Source organism: uncultured Zoogloea sp. (assembly GCF_937894855.1).
GTDB lineage: Bacteria > Pseudomonadota > Gammaproteobacteria > Burkholderiales > Rhodocyclaceae > Zoogloea > Zoogloea oryzae.
In genome coordinates this window covers 26,549-41,750 of record NZ_CALAYQ010000009.1, presented here as the reverse complement: position 1 = coordinate 41,750, position 15,202 = coordinate 26,549, and the positions used below count along the sequence as shown (strand labels likewise).

The window sequence follows — 15,202 nt, the reverse complement described above, 5'->3', positions numbered from 1 at the left end:
ATAGTACAAGGTGACTGGAGTTCAGACGTGTGCTCTTCCGATCTGTGACGTCGGCAGCCACGATTTCAGACTTTTGGTGCGCCCCCCGCCTGGCCCCGGCCGCATGGGGTCAGGCGACGAGCGTGTCGCCCGGGCCCGGCGCGTAGCTCGACCACCAGCGGTCGATCAGCGCCGGCGCCGCGTCCGAGCGCGCGTCACCGGCGGCCGCGTCCGCCGCCACCCGGCGCTTGCACTCCTCGGCCGGCGTCGCCAGCACCACCACGCGCTCGGCCCCCACCACGTCGCGCCACCAGGCGCGCCACCGTGCCTCGGGCTCCGAGGCGATCAGCCAGGCACGGGGCCAGCGGCGGCGGGCGGCGGGCCGCATCAGGTCGCCCAGCAGCTCGTTGCGCAGGCGCAGCACGTCGCCCACCTGTCCGCCTGACAGGGCCACCCGCCGGTCCGCCCCGAGATGCGCGCGCGCCAGCGTGTCCATGCAGATCACGAGATCGGCCGGTCCCGCGTGGCGCCGCGTCCAGGTCGACTTGCCGGCGCCCGGAGGCCCGCAGACCACGGTCAGCGGCACCCGCGCCGGCCGGAACCAGGACGGATGCGCCATCGGCCCGTCCGCCCCTCCCCCGGTCCGCCCGCCGAGACCCGCCCGCGCCGCCCGCGCATCGGCGGTCTTCGCGTTGTGGCAGGCCTGGCACAGCAGCTCGATGTTGCTCGCGTCGAGCGGCGCGCCGCCGTCCCGGAGCTCGATCACGTGGTCGGCGATCACCCGATGGCCCGAGCCGCAGCGCTGGCAGCGCGCGCCCCGTTCCCGCTTGATCCGGGTCACCAAGCCGCGCCACTCGGGCGACTGATAGAACGGCACCACCACCTTCGGAGGCGGCCGCATCCTGGGCGGCGCGGACGCCAGCATGGGCGGCAAGGATGACAATCGAGCCATGCCCTAAGAACGCAAAAGGCGCGGTCTCCCGCGCCTCGGATCGTTCGGCCATAGCTTCGCTGTCGCGCCCGCTGATGTTCTCGCGGGCCGGGCTGATGCGCTTCTCGGCAATCGCGAGGGCACTTGCCCCCGGGCTGAAGACGGATCCATCAGGCTCCTGCGAATCGCATTTATTCCAGCGATCCGATCTTGTCTAGCCCTAAGATCGCCTCGGTCTCGCGACCGAAGAGGTGGAAGAGCACTCGCGCCGCCTGGCTGGTGATGGCGAGAACCTCGACGTGAAAGCCCTCCATCGGCCCGTCCAGGACCTCGACCAGCTCGCCCACCTCGTATGCGCGGCGCGTCGGCATCAGCCGGTGATAGGCCCGCGCCTGGCTCAAATCCTCGATCTCGCGCAGGCGCCCTATCGCGGCGGCGGGCAACCGGGCCGGCACCCCACCGAACCCCATCACGCCGCGCACCATCGGGCAGTCGAGCACCGCGAGCCAGTCCAGCGCGCGCCGCACGCGCGCCAGCACGTAGCCCGTCAGGATTGGCACCACGACCAGCTTCTTCGCGCCCCGGTGGTAACGGTTGTGGCGGTGGAACCGGCTCTCGACGGGCACCCAGGCGTCGAGCCCTCGGCGGCGCAGCGCGGCCTCGACCACGAACTCGGCCCGCGTCGGCGTGCTCGCAATCGCCGGAATGCCACCCACGGGCGCCCGCGTGACATCCGCGCGCGGCACAGCCCGCAGCGGCCGCGCATGGCAAGCCCCGAGGGACGGCCGGCGCGGATCGACACGCAGCATAAACCACTCCGCCGGCGCAGGGAGCTCGGCGACCACGGGCTCGGCCAGGGCGACGGCGATCAATGCGCGTCCTCCGCCTTGGCGAACACGAGCCCGCGGACGAGATCGATCGCCGCGAGGATGCCGGTTCGAAACGCGCGATGCTCCTCGAGCAGACCGCCCTCCTCCTCCAGGCGAGCGATGCGTGCCAGCTCGCGATGCCACCCGACCGCCTTCCCGCGAATCTTTTCCCAGTCGTAATCCCCGATCGGCGGCCGCCCGACCCGCCGCAGATGCGCGCGAAGCGCCACGGCGACCTCTGGCGCCTCCTCCCAGGCACGCCGCCCAGCGGCGCTGGCGAGATAGCTCGTGACGAGGCGACTGTCGCCGTCCGGCGGCGGCTCCATCGCCGAGGCCCAGTTGAGGATCGAGACCTCGTCCGGCCAGACGTTGCGCGCATCGCCTCCGGCGGCGCGCTGGATGACCTCGGCCAGCGCGCCGAGCTGCGCCTCCTCGAGATAGCCGAGACGGCGTTCCAGCCGTGCCAGGAACTCGGCCTGATCAACGACGCTACGCGACTTCGGCTTTCGAAGACCCATGCCGAGCAGGGGATCGATGACGATCCGCCGAACCGCGCTTTCCGACCGTGCAGTCAACGTTATTCCTTTCTCAGCACTTATCCACATATCCCCGTTATTCACAGGGGGGCACTGTCATGGGGATTTAGGGGTATCCGTTTAGTTTTAATTAGGACCGTGACACCTGCGGGGCAAAATGAGGGCGCGCGCGGGAAAACGACTGTCCCGGGACTGTCCGGTCACTGTCCCGGGACTGTCCCGGACTGTCCCGCGGGACAGTAGGCGGACACCTGATTTGCGTCGTAAATCAGTCATTTGCTGGACGCAATGCAAGTATCGCCTCACGCACGTCCGGCTTGCTCTGGGGCAGGCCACGCTCCTGCAGGCGCGCCCGCACGGCGTAGACCACCGCGTCGTCTTTGGCCTGCCGCTCAAACCCGAGCTCGCGCAGCATCGCCCGGAGCCGCCCCAGCTGCTTGCGGGCGAGATCAACCTCGCGCCCGCGCCGCGCCTGGTCCTTGATGCGCCACATCTCGACCGCGATCTCGGTGACCACCGGATGCCCCAGGCGCTCGCCTGCGGGCTCACCCTTCTCCGTCTCGACGCGATAGCGGCTCCAGCCGCGCAGCGCCGCCCCACGCACCCTCTCCCAGGCGCCCATGTCGCGCCAGCAGCGCGCCGCGTGGGCGAGGTCCGTCTCCAGCAGTGGCAGCGTCCCTCCGGGGCTTTGTGTGCCCAGGGCATAGGCCCAGAGCGCCAGCGCCGCCCCGATCTCCTCGTTCGTGGCGGCCGCGTACATGTGCGACCCGAAGAACCGACTGTGATAGAACGGGAAATAGTCGAGGCTCGACAGCGCCGCGCCGGCCGGCAGCGGGTAGACTGGCAACGCGTCCGTGCCGGGTACAATGCTCAAGACCTCAGCCATCCGCGCGCACCCCGCGCCGCTTTCGTTGATCGTCGAACAGAAGCTTGCGCCGGACCTCCACCGGCTCCTCGGCGACGGCGCGCATGAACCGGTGCGCCGCGCTCGCCTCTATGCCGGCCAGCGCGCAAACCATCTCGAAATTCCGGCTGGGCCGCCCGCCGACCCAGACCTCGGCCGCCATACGGCAATGCTGGTTGGCGTCGCCGAGGTCGCGCAGTTGCTGGCGCAGCACCTCGGCCCAAAGCGACTGCTCGGCGCCCGGCATCGAATCGACCGTCTCCGTCGCCAGCATCACGACCGCACCCGGTCATAGTCGCCGGCTCGCGTAAGCCGCGCCCGTCGCGGCCCGATCCAGCCAAAGGCGCATTGCCCGGGCGACGGGAACAGCCAGACGATCCAGCAATAGGCGGTGGCCGTGCTCGGCTTTTTCATCCGCCCGGTGATCTCGTCGAGATAGGCGACCGCCGGATCGCGGCAGACACCTTTGGCCAGCACCACGCGCTCGGCGAACTGCAGGATCGCGCTCGGCGGCCGCGCCTGGAACAGCGCCTGATACCGCCCGACGCTTTCCAGGAACGCGGTCCGCACGAACATGGCGCAGCCTTCCAGCGCCACCCGCGCCGCGCGCTGGACGAAGGCCTCGCCGAGGTTGAAGGGCGGATTGGTGATCACCCAGTCCGGCCGGCGCGGATCGCACGGCCCGGTATTGGCGATCAGGAAATCGGCCACGGGCATGCCGATGCCGTGGTCGTGCACGTCGCTCGCCCAGACCTCGCCGAAATACTCGCCGAGCGGCCGCGCCATGTGCCCCTCGCCGCAGGCCGGCTCCCAGACGGTGCCGAGGCCCGGCTCGATCAGTTCGTTGGCGACCAGCCACTCGCAGAGCGCCCGCGTCGCCCAGGGCGGCGTCGGGAAATAGTCGAGGCTGTCATGCGGCTCGACCCGCCGCGCCATCACCGCCGGAGACATGTTCTGCCCCATCACGCGGCCTCCGGCGGTGGCGGCTCGTCATCCGGCCGGGCTGCCCTGTAGGTCCGAGGCTTGAGCGTCAGCCGGATCTCGGGCGGGGCTTCGCGCACATCATCGCGGTTTTTCGCTGCCGGAGTGCCCTCAACGGCGGGCTTTCCCTTGCGCCAGCAGCGCGCGGCCGCCTCGACGATTTCTTCTACCCGGGCGGCGCTTGCCCGCTGGGCCTGCTCGGCCGCGACCACCTCCGGCGCCGAGCCGGCGGCCCAGTCGTCGAGCGGCGTGCCTTCCATGCCGATCGCGTCGCGGTAGAGCGCGGCGATCGCCCGTTCCTCGGCCAGTTCGTCCGGATCGCGCCCCCGCTCGCGGATCAGCAGGCGCAGCACCTTGGTGTCGTAGCCGCGGCCCTTCGCCTCGGCCATCACCTCCTTGCGCTGGTCCGCGATATCCGCCATCTCGGCCGACAGCCGCTCGTAGCGCTCGATGAACCCGCGCAGCTCGCCGGCGATCAGCTGATTGACCCGCTTCTTCTTGGCCATGCTTCAGACACGCTCCTCTCGCGCCGCCGCCCTGGTCGCCCGCGCGGCGGCGGCGCGGCGCCGATTGGCGGCGATCTGGCCTGTGAGGTCGCGCCGCCCCGCCGCCGACAGGGCTTCGTCGCGCGACAAGCCGGATTTCCGCGCGAACCGATAATCGGCCAGCTCGCCCGGGCTCAGCGCCGACAGCGGCGCCCGGTCCGCCCGGAACGGGCAATCCTCGCCCACTCGTTTCAGGACCGACTGGCTCATTTGATCCTCCGCCGGACCATCTGGTGATAGGCGGCGAGGCGCGGCCGAGCCTTGCCGAGGAGCGCCAGGGAGCGATCGAGCGTCAGCCACGACGCACCGGTCATGACCTTGATGTCATCCATGCCAAAGCCTTCGTGGATCATCCTGATGATGTCCTGCGAGAGGGCGTGCGTCGGCTTGGGGACGATCGTCGTCATTGACCATGCTCGGCGTCATAGAGTTCGCGGCGAACAAAGCCGGCGATGCCCGCGTCCTCGCGATCGCGGTCCCATTGGTCACGAATGATCGGTTTGATCGCCCGATGCCCGTTCACGGTCGGGATCAGGTTCTCCGGCCGCGCCTTGACCGGCACGAGCTGGTTCGTTCGCGGGGATCCCGCCATCACGGACGAGCGGCCGAGGCGGACATTATTCAAGAAATTCTGGACCTGCCTCAGGTCTCGGCCGAGCACTTCGGCGATCGCCGAGGGATACGCCCCGCCGCCCCGCATCTCCAGCGCGCGCCGCCGATCGTCGAGCGTCCAGCCGCGCTTCGGATCGAGCGCCGACAAGTCGGCAAGCGGTCTGGCGGCGCCGCGCGGCTGGTCTGGCGGCGCCGCGCCGGTCACGGGCGCCTCACCTTTCAGAGGTCCCATCGCCGAATGTCCGACCGCCGGCGCGGTCACGCTCGGCTGCTCCACCGGCACAACCGGCGCGGGGGCGACCGGATCGGAGTGCGATTTTTGTTCCGCTCGCGCCAGCGCGCCCATCTTGCCGATCAGCCGGTTGAAATTGCATCCCGTTTCCTGCGCGACCTCGCGCGCGCTCTCCCCCTGGGTCACGCGCGCGATCAGCGCGGGCCAGTCCGTTTCATCCGCGTCGGCCGAGGCGCGCCTCCTGGACCATTTGCGCTGGCCGGCGGCGCTGGTGGACCCTGCCGGGGTTGATGGACGCGGCTCGGATTGGGGTTGCTGACCGTCCGCGTCCTCGACAGGACCCACCGGCGCCGCCGGCGGGGTGAAGTCATCCGGAATCGCCGGAACCTCGACCGGCGCGATCGGCGCCGGATCGGTGTCCGGGCTCGCGCCTGGCAGCGGCGCCTCGACCGGCCCGTGCGGATTTTTCGGCCCGACCGGTTGGTCGTAAAAATCCGCGCGCACGGCCACCGTCGACCGGATCGTGCCGGCCGGCGTGATCTCGAACCCGTCGGGCACGCGTCCCGGGTTCGTGGTTGGCGCGCGCTCCCGCCGCGCCGCCGGCGCGGCCACCTCGCCGCCGATCGCCGCGTATCCCGCGATATCGACCCAACTGTCGAGATGCCCGGGATTGCCCCGCGCCCGCGCCACCTTCATCAGCACCATCAGCCGCGCGACGTCGGCGGCGCCGATCGGAACCCCGAGATCGACCGACCAGAGCGCGGCGATCCGGCCGAGATTGTCCTCCGCCTGGCCGTGCGTCGCCGCCCGGTCGCGGGTTACGCAGTCGGCCGCCGCCGCCAGGATTTCCGCGCGGTTCATGTCAGGATCCTCCATGGCTGCTGGACGGTTTCCGATCTCGGGAGGCGGCCCCGGGCACCTGTGAGCGAGGTGGGGGGGTGGTGGGCGGCGCACGAGGCCGCCACCGGAGACCGGCGCAAAAGGGCGCGGGCCGAAGCCCGCGCCAAGTCTCTGGGAGGAAACGACCGTGAGGGCCGCGATCCCGGCTCCTGGCAGGCACCGCGCGCGAACGGGAACCGGGGGAACAGATACTTGGCGCGCGGGAATCGTGGCACCGCGCGTCCGATCGCGCGGAAACCCATGAAGTCAAGATATGGTGGGCGACGAAGTTTCGGCGCGGCGGATGTAGGGCTTACCCCGCTTTGTTCCGCTTGCGCGGTGTCCGGCATCCCCGCACCATGATCGCGGGTGCTCGGGGGAGCGCCTGCAAGCACCCCCCCGAATTTCAGCATCCGGCTCGACTTTTGGAGAAGACCAGAATGGACGCTGAAGCCGTCTACGGGGTTCCGTTGAACCCCATTCTCTACATGCGCGCCGCCCTCACGCTCGAGGAGGCGGTCGCGGCCTGCATCATGCGACGCGATGGCGAGAAGTACCATATCATCGCGGCGCGTCTCGGCACGAATACCCACCGCCTCGGCGAGGTGTTCCGCGGCGAACGGCATCCGGAGGCCCGGGCGCTCGCCGCCGCCCAGGTCTGAGGGCATCGGCGCGGCGCTCCGGCGCCGCCGCCACCCGCCGGCGGTGATCGCGGGTCCGGCCATGGTCCCGGGAGCACTCATCGGGACGAGCTCTTCGTGTCGCTGCCCGCCGCCTTCCTGACGGCCCGCAATGCTTCCTCAGCCGCCTCGAGGCGGCTCCCCCGCTCGGCCAGGGCCACTTCCGCCCACCACTTGTCGGTCCGCTTCTCCCTCTCCAGCATCGAGCGCGTGAACCGGAAGGCCATCGCCGTCGTGACCAGCGAGATCAGCGACGAGGCCATCACCGCGAAGTCCTGAAACCAGGTCATGACGCGGCCTGATCGGCGGGGGGTTGCGGGGCTTCCAGTTGTTCCAGCAACAGCAGCGTCGCCTTTTTCATCGGCTGCGCATCGCGCTCCAGTCGTGACACGCTCGACCGGTCAAGGCCGAGATGCTCCGCCATCTGTGCCTGGCTCCAGCCGCGCGCGTCTCGAAGGGATTTGATCCGGTTCATGATCCTTTAACTGTGCATAACGCACGGTGCTCCGTCAAGTCGAAACGCACAGTTATTATGTGCATAATGCACGCCATGGACACACGCCCTGAACCAGCAAAGAGACTTGAGATTGCCCGCCGGCACGCAGGCTTCGATAGTCAAGCCGCAGCCGTCGAGCGGTTCGGTTGGTCGCCAGACACCTATGCGCAGCACGAGAATGGAACGCGCGGTCTAGTGCGCGCGGCCAAAAAGTACGCTGCGGCCTACAAAGTCAGTGCGGGATGGCTTCTGTCCGGCGACGGACCGGGGCCGGGCGAGGACGCTCAAGCTATTGCGTATCTGTCTGAGACGTATCGTCTGCTCGATTCTTTTGACGACCTTCGTGATGGGCTTCTTCAAGCAGCAAAGACAGCCCGGCTCGCCGCCGAAGCTCTATCGCAACATCAAGCAAAGCAATCAGATCCTGAGCCCGAAGCCGTTGGATGATGGCCATGGCAGCGCAGTTCGACGCGCTGGATCCTGTCCGCCGGGACGTAGGTAACGCGTGTGCCCCAGTCGGTGCGGATGTCGCCTCGCGGGGTTTCTTCCCCGCCGGCGCGTTCCTCGGTCTCCACAACCATTGTCACGGATCCGTCGCCGCCGAGCACGAGGCCGCGATGCGGACCGTCGCTGTACTTTCCCGTGTCGGCGCAGAACAGGTCGGTCCCGTCGGTCAGCACGACGCGTGCCTGCGTCACCTGAAGACCGGGCTCCTGGATCAGGCTGTCCCAGCCGCTGATCAGCCCGTCGTCCGCGTGCACGCCGAACCCGGCTGTCGCGCGCGCGATCAGCGCGCGCACCCGCGCCCGCCAGACCGCCGCCGCCACCAGCATGGCCAGCAGGCCGCCCGCCACACGCGCCCAGTCGCCGCCGGGCATCGACCGGAAGACCAGCACGCCGATCAACCCGAAGGCGAGCGAGATCATCGCCGTGTCCGTCGCGCCGTGCCCGCGCCGCAGCCCGGAATACGCCAGCACATAGGCCAGATAGCCGCCGCCCAGCGCGACCTGAATTTCAAGAGGCAGGTTCAGAAGGTCGTCGCGGATCATCGGATGTCATCCTTCGTCATGGACAGGCCGCCAGCGAATCACGGACGGACGCGGCGTGCAAGGCGCGGCCGCGCGAAGCTATTGCGCACATATTTGCGCGATTCTCTTGGCCGGCATTCCGACTTTGTGTAAATAATTACACACGCAACGGGACAGCAAGAGATCGAACGATGAAGACCTACCTCGCCCTGGTGCACAAGGATCCGGACAGCGCCTGGGGCGTGTCCTTTCCCGATCTTCCGGGCTGCCACTCGGCGGCGGACGACTTCGGCGATCTGCTCGCCAACGCGGCCGAGGCGCTGGCCCTCTGGTTCGAGGATGCCGACCCGGTCGAGCCGCGCGACCTCGCCGCGATCCGCGAGGCGGTCGCCGCCGACCTGCGCGACGGCGCCTTCCTGCTCGCCGTGCCCTACGTGCGCCGCACCACCACCCAGCGCCGCGTGAACATCAGCCTCGACACCGGCACGCTCGACGCCATCGACCAGGCCGCGAAGGACATGCGCCTCACCCGCTCGGCCTTCATCGCGCTCGCCACCGCCAACGAAATCCGCGGCGCGCATCGCTGAGGCTTTTTTTGGCCTTATCGTCTCGTTAGTGCCGATCCGGAATGTTATATATTGCCGACGTCAGCGAAGAGAGGGTGTTCAAATGGTGGTACCAGCTCTGTCGGCGGCCCGTTCGGTCTGCGAACTCAAGGACTGGACAGTTTCCAACCTCGAATTGCAGAAGCTGCTCTACATCGCCCACATGTTCCGGTTGGGCGAGGCCCAGGCGCCGCTGGTCGCGGAGTCATTTCAGGCGTGGGACTACGGTCCGGTCGTGCCTCAAGTCTACCGGCAAGTGAAGGGATTTGGCAGCGGTCCGATTCGCAACGTGTTCAACTGGGTCCCGTCCGTGCCGCCCGGGCCCGAGCTCGACACGTTGCGGCGAACCGTTGATCTCACGAGGGGGATGACGGCGGGAACGCTCGTGGCGATCACACATTGGCCGCAAGGCGCCTGGTCGAAGGTCTACCAGCCGAATACGACGGGAATCACGATCCCGAACCACTTGATCGCGCAGGAATATGAAGAGCGACGCACCATCGCCTGAGCAAAATGAAAAGACGATCCTCGGCGCGGGCGACGCGCCCGGGCCGAAAGACGAGACGATCGCCGCGCTGGAGGCCAAGGCGCAGGAGCTCCAGGAGCGCCTCACGGAAGAGCGATTCCTCTGGATTCTCGCCTGCGTGGTGCTCTTCGACGTCTTGGCATTCATCCAGATGGACAACTGGGCCGGCGCGATCGTGATCGGGGTGATCCAGCTCATCGGCCTCGTCGTCCTGGGCGACAAGCTCAAGGTGAACGTGGTCATGCCGCTGATCGATCGCTTGGCCGGCTATCTTCCCAAACCCAAAAGCGACTAGCCCCGAACCGCGCCGCCTGATCCTCTGACATTTTCAGCCTCCTGAAGCCCGGCCTCGCGCCGGGCTTCTGCGTTCCGCGCCGGGGTGGCGCTGGCGTGATTCTAGCGAGTCACGTCCTGCTGGTCAAATTAGTCGTGCATAACGCACAGTGAATGCTTGCCTCGCGCTGTGCGTTATGCACATATTGCTTCCAACCACATGGGAGCACCGCATGACCACCATCCGCCGCGTCCATATCTTCCTCATCCTCGCCGCGTCGATCCTGCGCGCCCGCGCGGCGCGCGGCTGATCCGGCCATGGCCGGATTTCGGATCAGGCTCCTGCGCTCGACGCACGAGGCGCGGACGCTCGACATCGCGGTCAGCGACGTCGTCGCCGACCTGATCGACGCCGCCGGCGGCGCCTGCTCGCCCGCCGTCGAGCGCTGGGTCCTCCAGCAGGTCAAGTTCGACAAGGCCGCCGCCGACGCGGAACCCACCGTCGAGCTGACCGTGGAACACATCGACCGTCTGGCGGAGCCCGCCCCGTGAACCGCCCGATCCGCGCCATCGCCAGGGTCGAGCTGACCCGCGCCCAGTCCGCCTGTGCCGAGGCACAACGCGTCGTCACCGACGCCCGCTTCGCCCTGGCCGCCGCCGAGGACCACCTGCGCGCCGCCCGGGCCCAGCTCGCCGACGCCGCCGCCAACCACCGCGCGGCGGGTGCCCACCTGCCTTTTTCAACCAGCCAGAGGAGAATTCCTGGCCATGACCATGCCTGACCTGACCGGACAATATGTGATTGTCCGCACCATCAGCGCCGGCGTCCACGCCGGCATCCTCGGCGGCCGCGACGACGGCGCCGTGACCCTGCTCGGCGCCCGCCGGCTCTGGTACTGGGTCACGGCCGACAAGGGCATCAGCCTCAGCGACGTCGCCGTCGGCGGCATCAACGCCGCGAAGTCGAAGATCTGCGCGGCGCTCGAGCGGATCGATCTGCTCGGCGCGATCGAGATCATTCCCGCCACCACCACGGCGCGCGACAGCATCGAGACCGCCGATGTCTACCGAGCAAAGTAAGGCCGGGTACGGGCACGGGGACGGGTCCGGGCACGGGGACGGGTACGGGGACGGGTCCGGGCACGGGGACGGGTCCGGGTCCGGGTCCGGGGACGGGGACGGGCACGGGTCCGGGTACGGGTCCGGGTACGGGCACGGGTACGGGTCCGGGTACGGGTACGGGCACGGGTACGGGTAATGACCCCGCTGCAGCGCGCCAACCTTGAATATCAGACACTGGCGCGGACCGGCGGGCGCCTGCGCGCCGAGCTCGCCAGAACCGAGGCCGCCGCTCTCGCCGCGCGCAACCGCGTCTTCGAGATCGAAGAAGACCTGTTCCGCGCCGCGTTGAACGCGGCCGCGCGGGAACGCGCCAAGCGTTCCGCTTCCGCGTGATCCGCGCGGTTCTCGCGGCGCTGGCGGCCATCTGGCTCGCCGGCGCCGCCCTCGATGGGGCCCGCGTCGCGGCCTCGCTCCCCTCCCTCGAACAGGAAATGCCGTGAGCAAGATCATCCACTTCCCGCCACCCCCGGACGGCTTCGTGCGGCCGGATGCCGAACCGCCCGAGTTCGAAACGGGTCCCGAGATGATCCGCATCCGGATCATCTCGCTAGACGCCCGTGAGGAGGCGTCCCGCGCTATACGGGTCGCCGGCCTGGTCGTTCTCGCCGCCCTCGCCGTCAGTGCCGCCCTGGTGCTCGGCACCGTGCTCTGGCTGCTGCCGTGGTGACGATGATTCCCGGGTCATGGGCCAGATGCGCGGCGGGATGGAAATTCGACCCGGCGGAATTCGAGGATCCCGACTGGCCCGACCCGATGGTGAACCACGGCTTGCGCCTGATCGACTGGCGCGCCGAGCGCCGGCGCCGGTCGCTTCCGGGACTGGCGCGCACCGTCCTGGCCGAGCTCGGCCGGATCACACGCCTCGCCCTGGGCGTCGGCCTCGGCATCCTCGCCAGCTCGCTCATCTACGACTGGCTCCTTTTCACCGGCCGCTGGCCATTCTCCGAGGGGTTCTGATGCAGGCACTCTCAGAGGAAGACCGCTCGGGGCCGATGGCGGAGGCCGATCCGCGGCTGAACGTGGCGACGGCCGCGCTGCGCGCACTCTTCCCGCGAAAGGTCTGGGTCCTGCTTGTTGATCGGGCCGACGCGGACGGTCTCGATTGCCTTACCAACCTGTCCCAAGCCGAGATTGACGCGCTCGCCGGCATCCTGCGCGAAGCCGCCGTTTCTGCCGAGAATCTCGCGGCCGGGTCGCTCGCGGACCGCGCGCCCGGCCCGTCCGGTCCGGCGCCGCGATGAGCGGCCGCGCCCCCTTCTTCACGGTCGCCGCGGTCTACCAGACCGAGACGGCGGCGGCGGTCTGCGTCCGCGCAACCGAGGACGAAGGCGCGCCGGACATCTGGCTGCCGCTGTCGCAGGTCACCGTCACGCCCCTCACCCGCGCGCTGTTCGCCGGCGCCACCCCCGCGCGCGGCGACCCGGTCGAGATTACCGCGCCGGAGTGGCTGCTGATCGAGAAGGGGCTGATCTGATGAAATCCGCTGGCCCGACCTATCGGCGGCGCGACCGCGTCTCGCCCTCGGCGTCAGCCAACGGGCCGGCGGGGCCATTCCGGCGGGCGGAACCCGCCAAGGAACCAGCGCATCGCCCGCGCCGCGACCGGATTGACGCCGCGCGCCGTGGATCGGACGTCCGACATTTCCCACTTGCGGATCGTCTGCGGCGCCGTGTCGAGCACCGCGCCGAGTTCCGACTGGGTGAGGCCCAGCGCGCGCCGGGCCTCCTTGAATTCCTCGGGGCTCATCCGAGGAGGAGTTTCACCAGCGCCGCCGTGGCGCCCATCACGCCGGCGGCCGCGAGGAACGGGGAGAGGAAGGTGTTGAGGCTGATCTGTTTCGTCTCGGCGAGAAGCTTCGCGATCTCGGCGCGCATCTTGTCGTCGGCGAGGGTCTGTTCGGCGGCGGTCATGTCGATTTCTCCTTGGTCCGGCGGGCTTCATTGCCCTTCGACAAGGACAGATGTAGCGCCAATGGCGCTATTCGTCAAGCGGAAAAGCGGCGCGCGGCCGGGACGGATCGAGCCCGCGGGCGAGGCGCCGCGATGACCCCGGCGCGCATCCAGCTCAGCCGCGCCAAAGGCTGGCGCCTGCCGCCGGACACGGTGGTGGTGGCGCGGCCGACGCCCTGGGGCAACCCGTTCGTCGTCGGACCCCGGCGCGACGCCGCCCGCGCCGTCGAGATGTACCGCCTGATGCTCGCCGGCTATTTCGAACTCACGGCCGCGCCCGACTTCGGCGTCCAGCGCGCCGCGCGACGCCACGTGCTCGACCACATCGAGGGTCTGCGCGGCAGGAACCTCGGCTGCTGGTGCCGCGCGGGACACCCCTGCCACGCCGACGTTCTGCTCGAGATCGCGAACGCATGATGTACTGGCCGCGCCCCGCCGATCCGCTGGACCCGCTCCTCCTCGAGCTGGTCAGGGCCTTGGCACAGGCGGACGCGAGGGCCGATAATGCGAGGGCGTTGGAGTGATGGGCGTTAACCAACTGCCAGACAGGGCGCTTGACCGGAGACGCTGGTGAAGCAACCTCGCGCTTCGGCGCCGATCCTGCTGACCTACGTTGAGGCCGCCGATCTGCTGAAGGTCTCAGTGCGCTCGCTGCAATCATGGCACGCGCAGGGCTTGCTGCGATCGGTGCGTCTCGGCAAGCGGCTTGTTCGGTTCCGCGAAGATGATTTGCGCGAGTTCGTTGAGAGCCAATGCCCTTCAAGACCCCGGCCAGCCCGTACTGGCAGTATAACCGGACCTTCGTCATCGACGGCTACCGTCATCGGGTTCGGGGAAGCACTGGCACGCGCTCGAAACGGGAAGCCGACCGAATAGAAGCTGAGGCAGTGGCGGCCTACAAGGCCGGCCTTGAGGCACCTGCGCGCCGGCCGTGGCCAACCATCGACCAAACGCTCGGAACCTACTGCGACGCGGTAGCGCGCCACCAACCGAGCTGGCGCACCACGAAAAGCCAAGCCAAGAACCTGCTCGCGCACCTTGACCCGAATTCGAGCTCGGCCGCGCTAACCACGGACACGCTCACCGGATACGTGGCGCGCCGACGCGCAAAGGTTTCCTCCGGGACCGTTAATCGCGAGCTTGGCTTACTGAAGCGGGCCATGCGCTATGTCGCCGGGAAACTCGATCTGACGGCGCCGCGGATCGACTGGCGCCTACTCCATCTGACCGAGCCGGCGGGGCGCGTCCGGCAATTGTCCGCCGCCGAGGAAAACCGGCTCGTCGCGGCGCTCCGCGTGGATGTGCTGGCGCTGGTGCGGTTCCTACTGCTGTCGGGATGCCGTGTCGGTTCCGCCTGCGCGCTGGAATGGCGGGACTGTGATTTCGATGCCCGAACCATCACATTTCGCCACATGAAGGGCGGGGCAGGGGATCACGTGATCCCCATGATCACCAGCCTCGCCGAGTTGCTGGGAAACCAGTGGCGAATCGGGCCGAGGGTATTCGTCTGGATGAAGCAGGGTGCGCGGGGGCCAGAAATGAAGCCCTTCACCGTCGCAGGCTGGATGCGCTATTGGCGCGCGGCGGTAGACACCGCCAAGATCGAGGACTTCCGCCGCCACGATCTGCGCCACACGGCGCTTTCCCGGCTGACCAGGACGCACGGGATTCGCGCCGCTCAGAAGCTGGCCGCGCATGCGTCGATTGCCACCACCGGCCGATACGCCCACCTAGAGATTGATGATCTGCGTGAGGCTATGGAAGAATCCAGCCAGAATCTGGCCAGACGACAAGGAAAAGCCTGAAATATGTCAATAAAGTCAGTATCGACGCTCAGCCTTCCAAGCTGAATACGAGGGTTCGATTCCCTTCACCCGCTCCAACAAATCCTTGAAATATCAGCGTCATCCCAAACGGTTAACGGAACTCGATCCCGCAACAAGCCGCAGGGGGCCGAACGTGACCGCACCAATCCAGCCAGAATCTGGCCAGACTCGCCGGTGATCCTGACCGGCGGCGGAAGAGTGGGAGACATGGCTCTCGGCGCCTTGGCCT

30 protein-coding genes and 1 pseudogene are annotated in these 15,202 nt (G+C 68.6%); 16 read left to right on the top strand and 15 right to left on the bottom strand.

The features are described from left to right. Positions 1-109 precede the first annotated feature (109 nt). From Q0672_RS00685 to Q0672_RS00640, 10 genes are all read right to left on the bottom strand, one after another. Complete coding sequence (locus Q0672_RS00685) at positions 110-856, bottom strand: AAA family ATPase (protein WP_298618749.1); 747 nt, start codon at positions 854-856, stop codon at positions 110-112. 245 nt (positions 857-1,101) lie between these two features. Beyond that, positions 1,102-1,782, bottom strand: coding sequence for a transcription termination/antitermination NusG family protein (locus Q0672_RS00680; RefSeq protein ID WP_298618747.1), 681 nt, complete (start codon positions 1,780-1,782; stop codon positions 1,102-1,104). Next, a complete protein-coding gene (locus Q0672_RS00675; RefSeq protein WP_298618745.1) occupies positions 1,779-2,354 on the bottom strand; it encodes a hypothetical protein in 576 nt (191 codons plus the stop codon). The genes Q0672_RS00680 and Q0672_RS00675 overlap by 4 nt, the downstream gene beginning before the upstream one ends. Before the next feature lie 229 nt (positions 2,355-2,583). Beyond that, on the bottom strand, positions 2,584-3,189 hold the full coding sequence (locus tag Q0672_RS00670) for a hypothetical protein (RefSeq protein ID WP_298618743.1): 606 nt from the start codon (positions 3,187-3,189) through the stop codon (positions 2,584-2,586). A gap of 4 nt (positions 3,190-3,193) precedes the next feature. Further along, a complete protein-coding gene (locus Q0672_RS00665; protein ID WP_298618741.1) occupies positions 3,194-3,493 on the bottom strand; it encodes a hypothetical protein in 300 nt (99 codons plus the stop codon). Then, positions 3,493-4,182: a hypothetical protein gene (locus Q0672_RS00660; protein ID WP_298618739.1), complete on the bottom strand. Its 690-nt coding sequence runs from the start codon at positions 4,180-4,182 to the stop codon at positions 3,493-3,495. The genes Q0672_RS00665 and Q0672_RS00660 overlap by 1 nt, the downstream gene beginning before the upstream one ends. Continuing rightward, positions 4,182-4,706 (bottom strand): DUF2312 domain-containing protein, encoded by a 525-nt coding sequence (locus tag Q0672_RS00655; protein ID WP_298618737.1) that lies wholly within the window; start codon positions 4,704-4,706, stop codon positions 4,182-4,184. The genes Q0672_RS00660 and Q0672_RS00655 overlap by 1 nt, the downstream gene beginning before the upstream one ends. A gap of 3 nt (positions 4,707-4,709) precedes the next feature. Beyond that, entirely contained in the window at positions 4,710-4,955 is a 246-nt protein-coding gene (locus tag Q0672_RS00650; RefSeq protein WP_298618735.1) for a hypothetical protein, read from the bottom strand. Then, positions 4,952-5,152, bottom strand: coding sequence for a hypothetical protein (locus Q0672_RS00645; RefSeq protein ID WP_298618733.1), 201 nt, complete (start codon positions 5,150-5,152; stop codon positions 4,952-4,954). Before Q0672_RS00645 ends, Q0672_RS00650 begins: the two co-directional genes overlap by 4 nt. Next, positions 5,149-6,450, bottom strand: coding sequence for a DUF6378 domain-containing protein (locus Q0672_RS00640; RefSeq protein ID WP_298618731.1), 1,302 nt, complete (start codon positions 6,448-6,450; stop codon positions 5,149-5,151). Before Q0672_RS00640 ends, Q0672_RS00645 begins: the two co-directional genes overlap by 4 nt. A gap of 458 nt (positions 6,451-6,908) precedes the next feature. Between Q0672_RS00640 and Q0672_RS00635 the strand changes: the two genes are divergently transcribed. Next, positions 6,909-7,130, top strand: a complete 222-nt coding sequence (locus tag Q0672_RS00635; RefSeq protein WP_298618730.1) for a hypothetical protein — start codon at positions 6,909-6,911, stop codon at positions 7,128-7,130. Between the two features lie 77 nt (positions 7,131-7,207). Here the strand turns inward: Q0672_RS00635 and Q0672_RS00630 are convergent, their stop codons facing one another. Next, entirely contained in the window at positions 7,208-7,438 is a 231-nt protein-coding gene (locus Q0672_RS00630) for a hypothetical protein (RefSeq protein ID WP_298618728.1), read from the bottom strand. After that, a complete protein-coding gene (locus tag Q0672_RS00625; protein WP_298618726.1) occupies positions 7,435-7,623 on the bottom strand; it encodes a helix-turn-helix transcriptional regulator in 189 nt (62 codons plus the stop codon). The genes Q0672_RS00630 and Q0672_RS00625 overlap by 4 nt, the downstream gene beginning before the upstream one ends. A gap of 75 nt (positions 7,624-7,698) precedes the next feature. On the opposite strand from Q0672_RS00625, the gene Q0672_RS00620 reads away from it, so the two are divergent. Beyond that, positions 7,699-8,091, top strand: a complete 393-nt coding sequence (locus Q0672_RS00620) for a hypothetical protein (RefSeq protein ID WP_298618724.1) — start codon at positions 7,699-7,701, stop codon at positions 8,089-8,091. On the opposite strand, the gene Q0672_RS00615 is transcribed toward Q0672_RS00620, so the two are convergent. Then, complete coding sequence (locus Q0672_RS00615) at positions 8,049-8,693, bottom strand: hypothetical protein (RefSeq protein WP_298618722.1); 645 nt, start codon at positions 8,691-8,693, stop codon at positions 8,049-8,051. The two genes, Q0672_RS00620 and Q0672_RS00615, sit on opposite strands and share 43 nt — an antisense overlap. A 170-nt stretch (positions 8,694-8,863) precedes the next feature. Here Q0672_RS00615 and Q0672_RS00610 point away from each other — a divergent pair, with 170 nt between their 5' ends. The 11 genes from Q0672_RS00610 to Q0672_RS00560 all read left to right on the top strand — a co-directional run bounded on the left by Q0672_RS00610 (position 8,864) and on the right by Q0672_RS00560 (position 12,672). Continuing rightward, positions 8,864-9,259, top strand: a complete 396-nt coding sequence (locus Q0672_RS00610) for a type II toxin-antitoxin system HicB family antitoxin (protein ID WP_298618720.1) — start codon at positions 8,864-8,866, stop codon at positions 9,257-9,259. 82 nt (positions 9,260-9,341) lie between these two features. Next, complete coding sequence (locus tag Q0672_RS00605) at positions 9,342-9,785, top strand: Panacea domain-containing protein (RefSeq protein ID WP_298618718.1); 444 nt, start codon at positions 9,342-9,344, stop codon at positions 9,783-9,785. After that, the gene (locus tag Q0672_RS00600) at positions 9,760-10,098 is read left to right on the top strand and encodes a hypothetical protein (protein WP_298618716.1); all 339 of its coding nucleotides are present in this window, start codon (positions 9,760-9,762) and stop codon (positions 10,096-10,098) included. The genes Q0672_RS00605 and Q0672_RS00600 overlap by 26 nt, the downstream gene beginning before the upstream one ends. 296 nt (positions 10,099-10,394) lie before the next feature. Beyond that, positions 10,395-10,628 (top strand): hypothetical protein, encoded by a 234-nt coding sequence (locus Q0672_RS00595; protein ID WP_298618714.1) that lies wholly within the window; start codon positions 10,395-10,397, stop codon positions 10,626-10,628. Then, positions 10,625-10,858: a hypothetical protein gene (locus Q0672_RS00590; protein ID WP_298618712.1), complete on the top strand. Its 234-nt coding sequence runs from the start codon at positions 10,625-10,627 to the stop codon at positions 10,856-10,858. The genes Q0672_RS00595 and Q0672_RS00590 overlap by 4 nt, the downstream gene beginning before the upstream one ends. Then, the gene (locus Q0672_RS00585) at positions 10,845-11,156 is read left to right on the top strand and encodes a hypothetical protein (protein ID WP_298618710.1); all 312 of its coding nucleotides are present in this window, start codon (positions 10,845-10,847) and stop codon (positions 11,154-11,156) included. The genes Q0672_RS00590 and Q0672_RS00585 overlap by 14 nt, the downstream gene beginning before the upstream one ends. A 177-nt stretch (positions 11,157-11,333) precedes the next feature. Continuing rightward, a complete protein-coding gene (locus tag Q0672_RS00580; protein WP_298618708.1) occupies positions 11,334-11,531 on the top strand; it encodes a hypothetical protein in 198 nt (65 codons plus the stop codon). A 103-nt stretch (positions 11,532-11,634) separates the two neighbouring features. Further along, complete coding sequence (locus Q0672_RS00575; protein WP_298618706.1) at positions 11,635-11,865, top strand: hypothetical protein; 231 nt, start codon at positions 11,635-11,637, stop codon at positions 11,863-11,865. Continuing rightward, positions 11,859-12,155 carry a hypothetical protein gene (locus Q0672_RS00570; protein WP_298618704.1) on the top strand — a complete coding sequence of 99 codons (297 nt, stop codon included), beginning with the start codon at positions 11,859-11,861 and terminating at the stop codon, positions 12,153-12,155. The genes Q0672_RS00575 and Q0672_RS00570 overlap by 7 nt, the downstream gene beginning before the upstream one ends. Then, positions 12,155-12,439: a hypothetical protein gene (locus Q0672_RS00565; RefSeq protein WP_298618702.1), complete on the top strand. Its 285-nt coding sequence runs from the start codon at positions 12,155-12,157 to the stop codon at positions 12,437-12,439. The genes Q0672_RS00570 and Q0672_RS00565 overlap by 1 nt, the downstream gene beginning before the upstream one ends. Next, complete coding sequence (locus Q0672_RS00560) at positions 12,436-12,672, top strand: hypothetical protein (RefSeq protein ID WP_298618700.1); 237 nt, start codon at positions 12,436-12,438, stop codon at positions 12,670-12,672. The genes Q0672_RS00565 and Q0672_RS00560 overlap by 4 nt, the downstream gene beginning before the upstream one ends. Positions 12,673-12,725: 53 nt before the next feature. Here Q0672_RS00560 and Q0672_RS00555 read toward each other — a convergent pair whose 3' ends face one another. Both Q0672_RS00555 and Q0672_RS00550 read right to left on the bottom strand, forming a co-directional pair. Beyond that, positions 12,726-12,944, bottom strand: a complete 219-nt coding sequence (locus tag Q0672_RS00555) for a helix-turn-helix domain-containing protein (RefSeq protein WP_298618698.1) — start codon at positions 12,942-12,944, stop codon at positions 12,726-12,728. Beyond that, positions 12,941-13,108, bottom strand: coding sequence for a hypothetical protein (locus Q0672_RS00550; RefSeq protein WP_298618696.1), 168 nt, complete (start codon positions 13,106-13,108; stop codon positions 12,941-12,943). The genes Q0672_RS00555 and Q0672_RS00550 overlap by 4 nt, the downstream gene beginning before the upstream one ends. Before the next feature lie 30 nt (positions 13,109-13,138). Between Q0672_RS00550 and Q0672_RS00545 the strand changes: the two genes are divergently transcribed. The 3 genes and pseudogenes from Q0672_RS00545 to Q0672_RS00540 all read left to right on the top strand — a co-directional run bounded on the left by Q0672_RS00545 (position 13,139) and on the right by Q0672_RS00540 (position 14,952). Further along, positions 13,139-13,564, top strand: a complete 426-nt coding sequence (locus tag Q0672_RS00545; RefSeq protein ID WP_298618694.1) for a DUF4326 domain-containing protein — start codon at positions 13,139-13,141, stop codon at positions 13,562-13,564. 153 nt (positions 13,565-13,717) lie between these two features. After that, positions 13,718-13,882, top strand: a pseudogene (locus Q0672_RS23465) (helix-turn-helix domain-containing protein); the annotation flags it as partial. Between the two features lie 17 nt (positions 13,883-13,899). Continuing rightward, positions 13,900-14,952, top strand: a complete 1,053-nt coding sequence (locus Q0672_RS00540) for a site-specific integrase (protein WP_298618692.1) — start codon at positions 13,900-13,902, stop codon at positions 14,950-14,952. Positions 14,953-15,202: the final 250 nt, after the last annotated feature.

What these genes read in the sequence shown, in the direction of transcription:
- Q0672_RS00665 (WP_298618741.1), bottom strand. Translation starts at nt 3,493, where the DNA reads ATGCTGGCGACGGAGACGGTCGATTCGATGCCGGGCGCCGAGCAGTCG.
- Q0672_RS00660 (WP_298618739.1), bottom strand. Translation starts at nt 4,182, where the DNA reads ATGGGGCAGAACATGTCTCCGGCGGTGATGGCGCGGCGGGTCGAGCCG.
- Q0672_RS00655 (WP_298618737.1), bottom strand. Translation starts at nt 4,706, where the DNA reads ATGGCCAAGAAGAAGCGGGTCAATCAGCTGATCGCCGGCGAGCTGCGC.
- Q0672_RS00650 (WP_298618735.1), bottom strand. Translation starts at nt 4,955, where the DNA reads ATGAGCCAGTCGGTCCTGAAACGAGTGGGCGAGGATTGCCCGTTCCGG.
- Q0672_RS00645 (WP_298618733.1), bottom strand. Translation starts at nt 5,152, where the DNA reads ATGACGACGATCGTCCCCAAGCCGACGCACGCCCTCTCGCAGGACATC.
- Q0672_RS00640 (WP_298618731.1), bottom strand. Translation starts at nt 6,450, where the DNA reads ATGAACCGCGCGGAAATCCTGGCGGCGGCGGCCGACTGCGTAACCCGC.
- Q0672_RS00635 (WP_298618730.1), top strand. Translation starts at nt 6,909, where the DNA reads ATGGACGCTGAAGCCGTCTACGGGGTTCCGTTGAACCCCATTCTCTAC.
- Q0672_RS00630 (WP_298618728.1), bottom strand. Translation starts at nt 7,438, where the DNA reads ATGACCTGGTTTCAGGACTTCGCGGTGATGGCCTCGTCGCTGATCTCG.
- Q0672_RS00625 (WP_298618726.1), bottom strand. Translation starts at nt 7,623, where the DNA reads ATGAACCGGATCAAATCCCTTCGAGACGCGCGCGGCTGGAGCCAGGCA.
- Q0672_RS00620 (WP_298618724.1), top strand. Translation starts at nt 7,699, where the DNA reads ATGGACACACGCCCTGAACCAGCAAAGAGACTTGAGATTGCCCGCCGG.
- Q0672_RS00615 (WP_298618722.1), bottom strand. Translation starts at nt 8,693, where the DNA reads ATGATCCGCGACGACCTTCTGAACCTGCCTCTTGAAATTCAGGTCGCG.
- Q0672_RS00610 (WP_298618720.1), top strand. Translation starts at nt 8,864, where the DNA reads ATGAAGACCTACCTCGCCCTGGTGCACAAGGATCCGGACAGCGCCTGG.
- Q0672_RS00605 (WP_298618718.1), top strand. Translation starts at nt 9,342, where the DNA reads ATGGTGGTACCAGCTCTGTCGGCGGCCCGTTCGGTCTGCGAACTCAAG.
- Q0672_RS00600 (WP_298618716.1), top strand. Translation starts at nt 9,760, where the DNA reads ATGAAGAGCGACGCACCATCGCCTGAGCAAAATGAAAAGACGATCCTC.
- Q0672_RS00595 (WP_298618714.1), top strand. Translation starts at nt 10,395, where the DNA reads ATGGCCGGATTTCGGATCAGGCTCCTGCGCTCGACGCACGAGGCGCGG.
- Q0672_RS00585 (WP_298618710.1), top strand. Translation starts at nt 10,845, where the DNA reads ATGACCATGCCTGACCTGACCGGACAATATGTGATTGTCCGCACCATC.
- Q0672_RS00580 (WP_298618708.1), top strand. Translation starts at nt 11,334, where the DNA reads ATGACCCCGCTGCAGCGCGCCAACCTTGAATATCAGACACTGGCGCGG.
- Q0672_RS00565 (WP_298618702.1), top strand. Translation starts at nt 12,155, where the DNA reads ATGCAGGCACTCTCAGAGGAAGACCGCTCGGGGCCGATGGCGGAGGCC.
- Q0672_RS00560 (WP_298618700.1), top strand. Translation starts at nt 12,436, where the DNA reads ATGAGCGGCCGCGCCCCCTTCTTCACGGTCGCCGCGGTCTACCAGACC.
- Q0672_RS00555 (WP_298618698.1), bottom strand. Translation starts at nt 12,944, where the DNA reads ATGAGCCCCGAGGAATTCAAGGAGGCCCGGCGCGCGCTGGGCCTCACC.
- Q0672_RS00550 (WP_298618696.1), bottom strand. Translation starts at nt 13,108, where the DNA reads ATGACCGCCGCCGAACAGACCCTCGCCGACGACAAGATGCGCGCCGAG.
- Q0672_RS00540 (WP_298618692.1), top strand. Translation starts at nt 13,900, where the DNA reads ATGCCCTTCAAGACCCCGGCCAGCCCGTACTGGCAGTATAACCGGACC.